The sequence below is a fragment of the Sphingomonas sp. RIT328 genome, from assembly GCF_000632225.1.
In the GTDB taxonomy this organism is placed as follows: Bacteria; Pseudomonadota; Alphaproteobacteria; order Sphingomonadales; family Sphingomonadaceae; genus Sphingomonas; species Sphingomonas kyungheensis.
The window spans coordinates 64,161-77,301 of record NZ_JFYV01000002.1 but is presented as its reverse complement, the minus strand read 5'-3'; the positions used below and the strand labels follow the sequence as shown (position 1 = coordinate 77,301).

The following is a 13,141-nucleotide window of genomic DNA, read 5'->3' as shown; positions in this document are numbered from 1 at the left end:
ACAGGCCAGGTCATGTGGACGCATAGCTCAGTTGGTAGAGCAGCTGACTCTTAATCAGCGGGTCCTTGGTTCGAGCCCAAGTGCGTCCACCACCCCCCTTCCAGATTAGCGACTATCCCTCCCCCGAGAGGCGATGTTGTGTGCGATCGTGCAATCGGTCGCCGGTGGATTTGTCGCGCATAAGCCCGCCCCTCGCGCCCGCTTGGCGCGATCTGAAGCCATCCTCCGTCGTGTTCGCGCGCGGGTGCCGCTGGAGGATCGATCGCACGACCGCTCTCAGCCCCTGCGCCCCTACGTGGATCAGGCCGATCGGGACGCTTTGCGACATTTTTACCAGTGCACCCAGAAATTCGCTGGTGATTGCATGTCTGACATATGCATCGGCGTCTTCCGGGAGTAGGCGGCCGACCGGGACGATCACGGCGCGCCGAGCCGGACGCCCTTGGTCGGCTGCACGCGTAACAGTGCAGCCGGTTCGGCTGGAGAGAGACTGATGATTGGTTCGATTGTCCCCAACCGCCTCCCCCGGATGGGCGGCTTTCATGCGACCGTGTCGCTGCTGGCGATGACGCTGGCGAGCACCACCGCGCAGGCGCAGACCGCGCCCGAGGCGAGCCCGCCGGCGCAGGCCGCGCAGGCCGTGCAGGCGCAGGAGACCAGCGGCGCCACCGCGCCGAGCGGCGATCAGGGACAGGCGGTCGACACCGCGCCCGGCACGCCGTCCGCAGCCGACGACATCGTCGTCACCGGCGTCCGCGCCAGCCTCCAGTCGGCGCAGAACATCAAGCGCAACGCCACGCAAATCGTCGATTCGATCGTCGCCGAGGATATCGGCAAGCTGCCGGACCGGAACATCGCCGAGGCGTTGCAGCGCATCTCCGGCATCCAGATCCAGCGCGCCTTCGGCGAGGGCAGCACGGTCGCGATCCGCGGCCTCACCCAGGTCCGTACCGAGCTCAACGGCCGCGACATCTTCACCGCCAGCGGCTCGAGCAACTCGCTCAGCCTGGAGGATGTGCCCTCCGAACTGCTCGCCGGTATCGACGTCTACAAGAACCCGTCGGCGGATCTGATCGAGGACCAGCTCAGCGGCACGATCAATTTCCGGACCCGCAAGCCGTTCGACTTCGATGGCGCCAAGGCGTCGGCCTCGGTGACCAACACCTATTATGATCTGGCACGTCGCAGCCAGCCGGCAGCGTCGCTGCTGCTCAGCGATCGCTGGCAGACCGGCATCGGCGAGATCGGCATCCTCGCCAGCGCCTCCTACCAGAAGACCGCCTTCCGTCAGGACACGATCTCGACCGAGCCCTTCTACACGCTCGACCCGACCAATGCGGGCGACGCCGCGACGCTGGCGACGCTCGGCCGGACCGGGCAGACCACGACGCTGCCGCACGGCACCGGCATCGGTGAGGTGCCGGGCGACCGCCGCCGCTTCGGCATCGACGTGTCGCTGCAATGGCGGCCGACCGACACGCTCGAATTCACCGGCGAATATTTCCGCAACGACTACAAGCTGCGCAGCTACGGCTACAGCTACTTCGCCTACACCAGCGGCGTCGCGATCACGCCGCTCGCCGGCGCGCCCTTCACCTACGCGCCGAACGGCGATTTCCAGAGCGGCACCTTCGTCGACGTGCCGATCGGCAACAACACGTCGATCGGCGCGCGCCACTCCGTCACCACCGACTATTCGCTCAACGGCAAGTGGAAGCCGACCGACCGGCTGACGATCACCGGCGATTTCCAATATGTCGATTCGAAGACCAACAACCTCAACTCGATCGTCGGGCTGAGCGGCACCGCGACGACGCTGACGCAGGATATCAGTGGCGCCATTCCGTCGTTCCAGATCACCTCGGCCGCCGGCCTCGCCAATCCGGCGACCTACAATTACGGCTTCTACCTCGACGACCTCAACAATTCGAAGGGCACCGACACGGTTGGGCGGCTCGACGGCGAATATCGCTTCGACGGCGGCTTCCTCCGCTCGGTCAAGGCGGGCATCCGCTATGCCGATCGCGCCAACCGGACCAACGACACCGGCTATCGCTATACCGGCCTGACCGGCCCGGCGGGCAATCTGCGCTACGTCGACCTCGGCGACTTCTTCCGCGGCAGCGCTAATCTGTTCGGGGATATCCAGGCCTTCGCACTGCCGACCGTGCTCGACTATGACGCGACGCGCGCCACGCTCGGCGTGACGACGACGCCGCCCTATCTGCCGAGCGGCACCAACAGCGAGACGCAGAAGACCTATACGGGCTATGTCGCCGCCTTCTTCAAGGCGGATACGCTGCCGGTGCCGATCGACGGCAATGTCGGCGTGCGCGTCGTCCGCACCAAGGTGGCGGTCGCCGGCAATTACCAGCAGATCGACCTGATCACCGCGCCCGACGGCACCCAGTCGACCGCGGCGCCGACCTTCACGCCGGTCAGCCAGTCGAACGATTACACGTCGGTGCTGCCGAGCCTCAATCTGCGTGCGCATCTCACCGAGCGGTTGCAGCTGCGGCTCGCCGCCTCGAAGAACATCTCGCGCCCCGACTTCAACCAGCTCAACCCGACGCTGACCATCACCGAGCCGGGTACCGCGCAGATCGATCAGCAGCACACCACCTCGACCGGCAATCCCTATCTGAAGCCGATGAAGTCGAGCAATCTCGATGCCTCGATCGAATGGTATTTCGCGCGCACCGGATCGCTGTCGGTCGCCGGCTTCTACAAGAACATCTCCAACTACATCCAGACGGTGATCACGCCGCGTACGGTGACGTTCACCGATGGCGTGACCGCGGTCTATGACGTCACCACCTACGACAATGCCAGCAAGGCGAAGGTCAAGGGCGCGGAAATCGCCTATCAGCAGTTCTTCGACTTCCTGCCGGGGGCGCTGAGCGGCCTCGGCATCCAGGCCAATGCGACCTATGTCGATTCCCAGGCGCCGAGCCCGGCCAGTCAGGGCCCGGTGACGCAGCTGTCGCTGGAGGGCCTGTCGAAGTATAACTACAATCTGATCGGCATCTACGAACACGGCCTGATCTCGGCCCGTGCCGCGTATAACTGGCGCAGCAAATATCTGGTGACGACCTCGGCCAATGGCACCGGCAACCTGCCGATCTTCCAGCGGCCGTCGGGGCAGCTCGATGCGTCGATCACCGTCAACGTCACGCCGCATATGTCGCTGACGCTCAACGGCACCAACCTCACCAACACGGTGCGGCGGACCTATTACGGCATCACCACCCGTCCGCGGGATGCGATCATGAGCGATCGGCAGATCGCCGGGGTGGCGCGGATCACCTTCTGATGCGACCGGATGCGCCGGGCCACCCCCGGCGCATCCCCATCGTCAGGCGACGCGGGCGCGTTCCACCCGCGTCATCGCCACCGCGGCGATCAGCAGCGCCGCCGCCGCGAAGGCCAGCGTCCAGATCGGGGCGTGCGGGAAGAGATGCTTGGTGATCGACCCCATCACCGTCGCCACCAGCAATTGCGGCACGACGACGAAGACGTTGAACAGCCCCATATAGATGCCGAGCTTGCGCTGCGGCAGGCTGGAGGCGAGGATCGCATAGGGCATGGCGAGAATCGACGCCCAGGCGATGCCGATGCCGATCTCGCTCGCCAGCAGCCAGTGCGGATCGCGCACCACGAAGAAGCTCGCAAAGCCCGCCGCGCCGCATAGCAGCCCGACGATATGCGTGCGCGCCTGCCCCATCCAGCGCGCGAGCAAGGGCAGCAGCGTCAGCGCCGCCACCGCGGCGATGCCGTTATAGGTCGCGAACAGCACGTCGACCCAATTGGCCGCCGCCTGGTAGAGCGGGCTGCGCGCATCGGGCGCGCCATAGAAGGCACCCGCGACGATCGGCGTGGTGTTGATCCACATGATGAACAGCGCCGACCAGCTGAAGAATTGCGCCACCGCAAGCCGCTTCATCAGCACCGGCATACCGCCGAAATCGCCGACGATATGGCCGAGCATGTCCGCCGCCTGCCCGCCCCGCGCGCGCCGGATCGCGACGATGCTGGCGACGCCGTAGGCGACGAGCAGCGCGCCGAGCAGGTAAAGCTCCTTCTCCAGCCCGAGCAGCGCGACCCCGGCGATCACCAGCGCTCCCGCCGCGATCCAGGCGAGGCTGCCGCCGAGCGGCCGGCGGGCGAGCGCCTGCGTCACCCGCGCCTGATCCTCGGCATCGACGGCGTCGCCGTCGAAGCGCGCCATCTCCGCCGGGCTGTACTCGCGCGTCGTCAGCACCGTCCACAGCACGGCGAGGAACAGGGCCGCGCCGCCGAACCAGAAGGCGTAGCGCACCGTGTCGGGGATGCCGCCCCCGCTCACCACGTTGGACACGCCCGCCTGTTCGAGCAGCCACGGGAAGATCGAGCCGAACACCGCGCCCGCGCCGATGAAGGCGGTCTGCACCGCATAGCCGGCGGCATGCTGATCCTTGTCGAGCATGTCGCCAACGAAAGCACGGAACGGCTCCATCGAGACGTTGAGCGACGCGTCGAGCAGCCACAGCAGCAGCGCCGCCATCAGCAGCCCGGGGCTCTCCGGCATCAACAGCAGCGCGATCGCGGCCAGCACTGCGCCGGCAAGGAAATAGGGTCGCCGCCGCCCCAGTCGACCGAGCCATGTCCGGTCGCTGAGATGGCCGATCACCGGCTGCACCAGCAGACCGGTGAGCGGCGCCGCCACCCAGAGCGCGGGCAGATCGTCGAGACTGGTGCCGAGCGACTGGAAGATCCGGCTCATATTGGCGTTCTGCAACGCGAAGCCGACCTGGATACCGAAAAATCCGAACGAGATGTTCCAGAGGCCGGCCCAGCTCTGCCGCGGGCGGCGCAGGCTCACCGCCGCCGCGCCTTGCCGCTCGCGACGAAGCGGATCGCCTGTCCGCCGCCGGGCGCGAGCGCGAGGCTCAGCCGGTCGCCTTTTTTCACCGTGCGCTTCTCGATCGCGATCGCATGCCGCGCGTCGGTGCGGTAATCCGCGCCGGCACCGTCACGGTAGATCTCCGCCGTATAGCTGCGCCCCGCGTCGAGGAAGTCGAGCGATACGTCGAGCGTGCGGGCCGTGTCGTTGGTGATGCTGCCGAGATACCAATCGTCGCTCGCGCGGTCCTTGCGCGCGACGGTGACATAATCGCCGACCTCGCCGTTGAGCACGCGCGTGTCGGACCAGTCGGTCGGCACGTCGCGGATGAACTGGAAGGCATCCATGTGCTTGGCGTAATTTTCGGGCGTATCCGCCGCCATCACGACGGGCGAATAGATCACCACGTAGAGCGCAAGTTGCTTCGCCTCGGTCGACAGCAGCGGGCTGCCGCCCGACCCTTCGAGGCTGAGCACGCCGGGGGTGAAGTCCATCGGGCCGCCGAGCCATTGCGTGAAGAACATATTGGCTTCGTGGTTGGGCGGGTTCTTGCCCGGCCAGGCGTTATATTCCATGCCGCGGCCGCCTTCGCGCGCCAGCCAGTTGGGATAGGTGCGGCGCAGGCCGGTGTCCTTGATCGGCTCGTGGCTGTCGATGCCGACCTTATACTTGGCGGCGGTCTGGACGACGCGCAGATAGTGATTCGCCATCCACTGGCCCTCGTGCCATTCGCGCTTTTTCGTGCCGTCGGCGTCGACGCGCTCGATCTGGCCGGCGTCGGTAACATAGCCAGTCTTGATCACCGGGATGCCGTGATCGCGTGCGTAGCTGAACGCCCGGTCGAGCTGCGAATCGTAATGGCTCGCCGATCCGCCGGTTTCGTTATGACCGATCAGATAGACGCCCTTCGCCTTGGCGTAGCGGGCGAGCTCGGCGGCGTCGAAATCGGGGGTCGGCTGGTCGAACTGCATGGCATTGCCATTGCCGAACCAGTCGCCGTCCCAGCCGACGTTCCAGCCCTCGACGAGCACGCCCGGAATCTTGTTGGCGGCGGCGAAGTCGATGTAGGTCTTGACGTTGGCGGTGGTCGCGCCGTGCTTCGGCCCGGTCGCCCAGGTCCAGTCGCCCTTGATCATGTTCCACCAGACGCCGACGAACTTGCCCGGCTTGATCCAGCTGACGTCGCCCAGCTTGTTGGGCTCGTTGAGGTTCAGTTCGAGGTGGCTCATGTAGAGGCCGGGCGCGTCGTCCGACAGGATCACCGTCCGCCACGGCGAATCGAACGGCGCGGTGCGCACCACCTTGGGCGCGCCGGCGCCGGGGGTGAGCGACGCCTTGAACGTGTTGCCCTCGCTGCGTGCGAGGTTCATCGCGGCATAATCGACCAGCGCCGCCTCGTGCACCGCGGCGTGCGTGCCGTCGGCGAGCTTGACCGTCATCACCGTCTGCGCGGTGCCGACCGCATCGAGCGGCGTCTTGTTGTAGAGATATTCCTCGCGGTTCCACTGATAGGCCGGCTTCCACCAAGCGGTGCCGCCTTGCGCGAAGGCGAATTCGGTCAGCTCGTCGGCGATGTTCGCCTGATGCAGATGCGGCTGGTCGGGAAAGCGGTAACGGAAGCCGATGCCGTCGTCGAAGACGCGGAAGATCACGTCCATCTCGCGCTGCAGGCCGGTCTTTTCCCGGAAGCGCAGCGTCAGTTCGTTGTGCCGGTCGCGGATCGTCTTCCACTCGCCGAACGGCTGCGTCCAGTTGCTGTCGCCGCTCGCCTTGCTCTGGCCGATCAGCGTGAGATTGCGCTCGATCTTCGGGGCATCAGTGAACATCACGCCGAGCTTGCTGGCGGCGAGCACCGGCTTGCCCTTGCGCGTCACGGCATAGGTCGCGCGCCCGTCGTTATCGAGCGCGATCGCGACGACCAGAGATCCGTCCGGCGAGGTCGCGGTGGCGGCCGGCGCGGCCGCGGCGGTGGGGATCTGCGCGACGGCATTGCCGTCGGTCTGCGCGCGCGCCGCCGGACTGACCAGCACCAGCGCCAGCGCGCTGCCGATCGAATAGAAGTTCATGCCGTCTCTCCCGTTTTGGTGGCGATCACTGCGCCATATCCGTCAAAATGCCACCCCTGCGTCGCGCTCTCCATCACCGGCCGCCACGCATCGGGCTGCTCGGGCGCCCAGCGCTGCGGCTCGGGCGAGAGGTTGAACACGCACAGCATCGTCTCGTCGGCGGCGCGGCGCTCGATCGCGAGCATCGCCGGCTCGGCGGCGACGACGCGGATGTCTCCGGTGAGCAGCGCCGGATGCGCCTTGCGCAGGGTCAGCACGTCGCGCGTCCAGTGGAGCAGCGCATGCGGATCGCGCTCCTGCCGATCGACCGCGAGCGCGGCGTGATCGGGCCCGACCGGCAGCCACGGCGTCGCCTGCGAAAAGCCGAGGTTCACCGCATCGCTGCGCCAGGCCATCGGCGTGCGTGCGCCGTCGCGCGACAGCGTCTGCGGCCAGTTGGCGATCGCCTCGGGATCGCGCAGCGCCTCGAACGGCACCTCGACCTGCGTGAGCCCCAATTCCTCGCCATAATAGAGGAAGATATTGCCACGCAGCGCGGCGAGCAGCAGCATCTTCATCCGCGCGAACGCCGCCGCGGATTCGGGCGCGACCCAGCGCGAGATGGCGCGCGGCGCGTCGTGATTCTCGAACGCCCAGCTCGGCCAGCCGACGCCGTCCTGCTCGGGCCATTTGCCGATCGCCGCGGCGACGGTCGCCGGCGTGATCGTCGGCGCATAGAGGAAGTCGAAGCCATAGGCGCTGTGCAGTCGCCGCCCCGCCGCGGTGAACAGCTTCATCTCGCGATCGCTGTCGGCGCCGCCGACCTCCGCGACGGTGAAGCGCGCGTCATAGCTGTCGAACAGGGCGCGGACGCGTTCGAGGAAGGCGGGGATCGCCTCATGGCTCTGGTTGTAGCGGTGCAGCTGATAGTCGAAGGGCCGGGTGCGCGGGATGCCGTCGTCGAGCGGCGCCGGCGGATTGTCGCGCAGGGCGGGATCGAACATGAAGAAGTTGATCGCGTCGATGCGGAAGCCGTCGACCCCGCGCTCCAGCCAGAAGCGCGCTATGTCGAGGAACGCCTGCTGCACCTCGGGATGATGGCCGTTGACCTGCGGCTGCTCCTTGAGGAAATTGTGCATGTAATATTGGCCGCGGCGCGCGTCCCACGTCCATGCCGGGCCGCCGAACACCGATTGCCAGTTGTTGGGCGGCGACCCCTCCGGCTGCGGATCGCGCCAGACGTACCAGTCCGCCTTGGGATTGTCGCGGCTCGCCCGGCTTTCGACGAACCAGGGATGCTGGTCGCTGGTATGCGCCCAGACCTGATCGACGATCACCTTGAGGCCGAGCTGATGCGCGCGCGCGACCAGCGCGTCGAAGTCGGCAAGCGTGCCGAAGATCGGATCGACGTCGCAATAGTCGGAGACGTCGTAGCCGAAGTCGGCCATCGGCGAGCGGAAGAAGGGCGACAGCCAGATCGCCTCGACGCCGAGGCTGGCGACATGGTCGAGATGCGCGGTGATGCCGGGCAGGTCGCCGATGCCGTCGCCGTTCGAATCGGCAAAGCTGCGGGGGTAGATCTGGTAGATCGTCGCGCCGTGCCACCACGGGCGTTCGGCAGCCGTTTCGGTCGGGATCATTGCGGGGCCTTCAGGGCGCAGACGGCATAGCCGAGGGGAGGAAGCGTGACGGTCAGGCTGCCCGGCGCGGCGACCGCGCCGCAGCCACTGCCGGCGAGCGTCGTCGCGGCGCGCGCGGTGGTGCCGATCTCGACCTGCCGGGTAAGCGGCCTGGTGTCGGTGTTGAAGGCGAGCAGCACCTCCACGCCGCTGACCGGATCGAAGCGCGAGATGGCGAGCAGCCCCGGCGTCTCGCCACGCGCGCGCAGCTGCTGCCGGCCGCGGGTCAGCGCCGGCGTCGCCAGCCGCAGTCGGGCGAGCGCCGCGGTCTGGCGGAACAGCGGATTGTCGGTGGCGAAATGCGCGGTCGCGGTGGTCGTGCTGCTGCCGAGCAGGCGGTTGTCGTTGTAGACGGCGACCCGGCTCGCGAACATGTCCTCGCGCGCATCCTGATCGTTGCCGTCGCTGACGAACCCCTGTTCGTCGCCCGAATAGATCGTCGGCACGCCGCGCAGCGTCAGCAGCATCGCATTGGACAGCATCACCCGCGCCAGCACCTCGGCATCGTCCGCCTGCGGAAACGCCTTGCGGACGAAGGTGGCGAAGCGGCCGTCGTCGTGATTGCCGGTGAAGGTCGGCAATTGCACCGCGGTGTCGAAGCCCTTGGCGTAGAGCGCGTCGCCGTCGAACAGCTTTTCGAACGTATCGGTGCCGGCGCGCCCGGCGACCGTGTCGATCACCGCCTGCCGGAAGGAGAAATCGAGCACCGCAGGCAGCTTGTCGACGATGGTATGCTGCGCCAGCACCGCCGGCCGCACCTCGTGATCGGACACCTCGCCGAAGATGTGGAAGTTGGGGATGCCCTTCGCCCTGGCACGCGCCTGCATCGCCGGGACGAACTGCGCCCAGAATTCGGGATTGACGTGGCGTGCGGTGTCGATGCGGAACCCGTCGATGCCGTAGCGATCGATCCAGTCGCCGAAGATGTCGATCATCCCGGCGACGACACGCGGGTTCTCCGTCATCAGATCGTCGAGCCCGACGAAATCGCCCATCGTCGCGCTTTCGTTGAGATAGGTCGTGTCGCCGCGATTGTGATAATAGCGCACGTCGTTGAGCCAGGCCGGCACCTTGACGCTGCGCTCGGCGGCAGGGACGAAGGGCGTATAGGCATAGTCGCTGCGCGTCAGCTTGGCGAAATTCGCCTCGGTGTGCACCGTATCGCCGGCGAAGCCGGGATTGATCGGCGCGCCGTTCACGCCCAACCGGCGCTGATAGGGATAGTCCGCACGGCTGCGATACGGACAGTCGCGCTGACCGACGCATTCGCGATACTGGATGACGTCGGCGGTGTGGTTGACGATGATGTCCATATAGACCTTCATCCCACGCGCATGCGCCGCGGTGACGAGCGCGGCGAAATCGGCGTTGCTGCCGAAATGCGGATCGACCTGCGTGAAGTCGGTGATCCAATAGCCGTGATAGCCCGCCGATTGCTGGCCCGGACTGCCCTGGACAGGCTTGTTCTTGAAGATCGGCCCGACCCACAGAGCGGTCGCGCCCAAGGCCTGGATGTAATCGAGCCGGCGCGTCAGCCCCTTGAGATCGCCGCCGTGGTAGAAGCCCTTGGCGGTGGGATCGAAGCCGGTGACGAGCGGACCGCCCTTCAACCCGCCGCGGTCGTTCGCCGGGTCGCCATTGTCGAACCGGTCGGGGAGGAGGAAGAAGATCACCTCGTCCTGCGGCAGGCGGGCGCGATAGTCGGCGGCGGGCGCAGCGGGCGCGGCCTGTGCCGCCACCGCCGGCGCACCGATCAGCAGCGCGAGCGCCGTCGCGGTGCGTGTGGCGAACTTCAGCATACATCCCCCCGGCCAATGCCGTGCCGCCGATCCATTGCCGGCCGCATCCGCCGCCGTTGTGCGGATGCTACGGCAGCAAGCCAAGCATAGGGCATACGTATTCACGACCGCTTTCGCCACGGCCCGGGCTGCGGTAAAGCCGGACGATGACGGTGAAAGGCAGAGGACGGGGCGCGGGCGCGAACGACAAGCCGACCTCGTTCGACATCGCCGCGCGCGCCGGCGTCTCGCAGCCGACGGTCAGCCGGGCGCTGCGCGGCGACCGTACCGTCAGCGCCGCCACCCGGATGCGGATCGAGGCGATCGCGCGCCAGCTCAATTACAAGGTCGACAAGAACGCCTCGTCGCTGCGCCGCGGCCAGAGCATGACGCTGGCGCTGCTGTTCTTCGAGGACCCGCTCGACGACGGCAGCTTCATCAACCCCTTCTTCCTGTCGATGCTGGGATCGATCCTGCGCACCTGCGCGGCGCGCGGCTATGACCTGCTCAGCTCGTTCCAGCAGCTCTCCGCCGACTGGCACACCGATTATGAGGACAGCCGCAAGGCGGACGGGATCATCCTGCTCGGCTATGGCGACTATGAGCTCTACAAGGCGCGGCTTGCGGCACTGGTCGCGCAGGGCACGCATTTCGTCCGCTGGGGCTCGGTCGACACCGATGCCGGCGGCGCGACGATCGGCTGCGACAATATCGCCGGCGGGCGGATGGCGGGAACGCACCTGCTCGGCCGCGGCCGACGGCGGATCGGCTTCATCGGCGACGCCGACGATCACTATCCCGAATTCCGCGACCGCTATCGCGGCCTGTGCGCGGCGCTGCGCGAGGCGGGGCAGCCGGTCGATCCCGGCCTGCACGTCGATGCGCTGTCGGTCGAGCAATCGGGCTATGATGCGACGCGCCGGCTGCTCGCCCGCGACATCCCGTTCGATGCGCTGTTCGCCGCCTCCGACATCATCGCGCTCGGCGCGGTGCGCGCGCTCGCCGAGGCGGGGCGGCGCGTGCCGGAGGATGTCGCGATCATCGGCTTCGACGACATTCCCGCCGCGGCGACGACGCAGCCGCCGCTCACCACGATCGCGCAGGATTACCGCAAGGCCGGTGAGGTGCTGGTCGACACGTTGCTGCGCCGCATCGCCGAAGAGCCGACCGACACCGCCTTGCTGCAACCGCGGCTGATCGTGCGCGGCTCGACCTGAGCCGACGCGCTCATCGCGCCGGCATCGCGCAATGGCGGGCGACATAATCGGCGTGGCGCGGCATCACCCCCGCCTCGCGGCGGTAGAGCAGGTCGAGCGTCTTCATATAATCGCCCAGGTCCTGCGGCGCGATCCGGTCGGCGAGCGGATGATGCGCCCCGGCCGCCACCCCCTGCCCGGCGAGCACCTGGAGCCAGCCGTCCTCGGTGAACAGTTCGTCCGCCTCGCGCACGATCACCCCCGCCTCCTGCCACAAGGCGATCCGCGCGCGCAGGCTGTCGGGGAGCGCCATCGCGCGGCACGCCTGCCAGAAGGGCTCGCTCCGCCCGTTCGCCCAATAATGGAGGATGAGGAAGTCGCGGATCCGCTCGATCTCGAACGCGGTCTGGCGATTGTATTCGTCGCGCAGCGCCGCGGCGACGGGCAGTGCCGGCAGCAGCTTGACCAGCCGCGCGATCGCCGACTGGATGAGGTGGATGCTGGTCGATTCGAGCGGCTCGAGGAAACCGCTCGCCAGCCCGATCGCGACGACGTTGCGCTGCCACGCCTGCTTGCGCCGTCCGGTGACGAAGCGCAGCGGCCGCGGATCGCCGAGCGGCGCGCCCTCGACCGTGGCGGTCAGCGTCGCCGCCGCCGCCGCGTCGCTGGTGAAATCGCTGCAATAGACATAGCCGTTGCCGGTGCGATGCTGCAGCGGGATACGCCACTGCCAGCCCGCCGCGCTCGCGATCGCGCGCGTATAGGGCAAGGGCGCCGCCGCCGCCTCGGTCGGCAGCGCGAGCGCGCGGTCGCAAGGCAGCCACTGCCGCCAGTCCTCATAGCCCGCGCCGAGCGTTTCCTCGATCAACAGCCCGCGAAAGCCGGTGCAGTCGATGAACAGGTCCCCGGCGATCCGCGCGCCGCTGTCGAGCAGCAAGGCGGTGACATCGCCGCCCTCGCCGTCCCGCTCGACGCGGACGATCCGCCCCTCGCTGCGTTCGACGTCGCGGTTGGTGGCGAAGCGGCGCAGATAGGCGGCGTAGAGGCCTGCATCGAAGTGGAAGGCATAGGGCATCGCGGGTATCGTCGCCGCGGTCAGCGGATCGCCGCGATGCATCCGCCCGGCCCGCGCCGCGATCGTGTTGAGATTGTATCCGTCGAGCGGCCCGGCCAGCCCGAGCCGGCGCGCGCGCAGCCAATAATGCTGGAAGGCGATCAGCCCGACGTCGCGGCCGACATCGCCGAAGCCGTGCATATAGCTCTCGTCCGGCGCGCCCCAGCCGTCGAAGGCGATGCCGAGCTTGAAGGTGCCGCCGGTCGCACGCAGGAACGCATCCTCGTCGAGCCCGAGCGCCTGGTTGAACAGCCGGATCTGCGGGATGGTCGCCTCGCCGACGCCGACGGTGCCGATCGCCTCCGACTCGACCAGATGGATGCGATAACCGTCCTCGAGCAGATGGCCGAGCGCCGCCGCGGCCATCCAGCCCGCCGTGCCGCCGCCGGCGATGACGATGGTGGTGACGGGTGGCTCGGTCATCGGGTGCGCTCCGCGATCAAACGG

Annotated in this window: 7 protein-coding genes and 1 tRNA gene; 3 read left to right on the top strand and 5 right to left on the bottom strand. The window is 67.7% G+C overall.

The window, feature by feature from the left end; all coding sequences use genetic code 11:
* Window positions 1-16: 16 nt before the first annotated feature.
* Window positions 17-92: transfer RNA gene (locus BW41_RS02385), tRNA-Lys, on the top strand.
* Between the two features lie 401 nt (window positions 93-493).
* Window positions 494-3,313, top strand: a complete 2,820-nt coding sequence (locus BW41_RS02380) for a TonB-dependent receptor (protein ID WP_051583192.1) — start codon at window positions 494-496, stop codon at window positions 3,311-3,313.
* A 42-nt stretch (window positions 3,314-3,355) separates the two neighbouring features.
* On the opposite strand, the gene BW41_RS02375 is transcribed toward BW41_RS02380, so the two are convergent.
* From BW41_RS02375 to BW41_RS02360, 4 genes are read right to left on the bottom strand one after another with little or no spacing between them, the layout of a single operon-like run.
* The gene (locus BW41_RS02375) at window positions 3,356-4,855 is read right to left on the bottom strand and encodes an MFS transporter (RefSeq protein WP_037531139.1); all 1,500 of its coding nucleotides are present in this window, start codon (window positions 4,853-4,855) and stop codon (window positions 3,356-3,358) included.
* 2 nt (window positions 4,856-4,857) lie between these two features.
* Window positions 4,858-6,948, bottom strand: coding sequence for a glycoside hydrolase family 97 protein (locus BW41_RS02370; RefSeq protein ID WP_037531044.1), 2,091 nt, complete (start codon window positions 6,946-6,948; stop codon window positions 4,858-4,860).
* Window positions 6,945-8,567, bottom strand: coding sequence for an alpha-glucosidase (locus BW41_RS02365; protein ID WP_037531042.1), 1,623 nt, complete (start codon window positions 8,565-8,567; stop codon window positions 6,945-6,947). Before BW41_RS02365 ends, BW41_RS02370 begins: the two co-directional genes overlap by 4 nt.
* Window positions 8,564-10,405 carry an alpha-amylase family glycosyl hydrolase gene (locus tag BW41_RS02360; protein ID WP_037531040.1) on the bottom strand — a complete coding sequence of 614 codons (1,842 nt, stop codon included), beginning with the start codon at window positions 10,403-10,405 and terminating at the stop codon, window positions 8,564-8,566. The genes BW41_RS02365 and BW41_RS02360 overlap by 4 nt, the downstream gene beginning before the upstream one ends.
* Before the next feature lie 146 nt (window positions 10,406-10,551).
* On the opposite strand from BW41_RS02360, the gene BW41_RS02355 reads away from it, so the two are divergent.
* Window positions 10,552-11,601: a LacI family DNA-binding transcriptional regulator gene (locus tag BW41_RS02355; protein ID WP_037531038.1), complete on the top strand. Its 1,050-nt coding sequence runs from the start codon at window positions 10,552-10,554 to the stop codon at window positions 11,599-11,601.
* 10 nt (window positions 11,602-11,611) lie between these two features.
* On the opposite strand, the gene BW41_RS02350 is transcribed toward BW41_RS02355, so the two are convergent.
* Window positions 11,612-13,117: a tryptophan halogenase family protein gene (locus BW41_RS02350; protein ID WP_037531036.1), complete on the bottom strand. Its 1,506-nt coding sequence runs from the start codon at window positions 13,115-13,117 to the stop codon at window positions 11,612-11,614.
* Window positions 13,118-13,141 lie beyond the last annotated feature (24 nt).

What these genes read in the sequence shown, in the direction of transcription:
- BW41_RS02380 (WP_051583192.1), top strand. Translation starts at nt 494, where the DNA reads ATGATTGGTTCGATTGTCCCCAACCGCCTCCCCCGGATGGGCGGCTTT.
- BW41_RS02370 (WP_037531044.1), bottom strand. Translation starts at nt 6,948, where the DNA reads ATGAACTTCTATTCGATCGGCAGCGCGCTGGCGCTGGTGCTGGTCAGT.
- BW41_RS02365 (WP_037531042.1), bottom strand. Translation starts at nt 8,567, where the DNA reads ATGATCCCGACCGAAACGGCTGCCGAACGCCCGTGGTGGCACGGCGCG.
- BW41_RS02360 (WP_037531040.1), bottom strand. Translation starts at nt 10,405, where the DNA reads ATGCTGAAGTTCGCCACACGCACCGCGACGGCGCTCGCGCTGCTGATC.
- BW41_RS02355 (WP_037531038.1), top strand. Translation starts at nt 10,552, where the DNA reads ATGACGGTGAAAGGCAGAGGACGGGGCGCGGGCGCGAACGACAAGCCG.
- BW41_RS02350 (WP_037531036.1), bottom strand. Translation starts at nt 13,117, where the DNA reads ATGACCGAGCCACCCGTCACCACCATCGTCATCGCCGGCGGCGGCACG.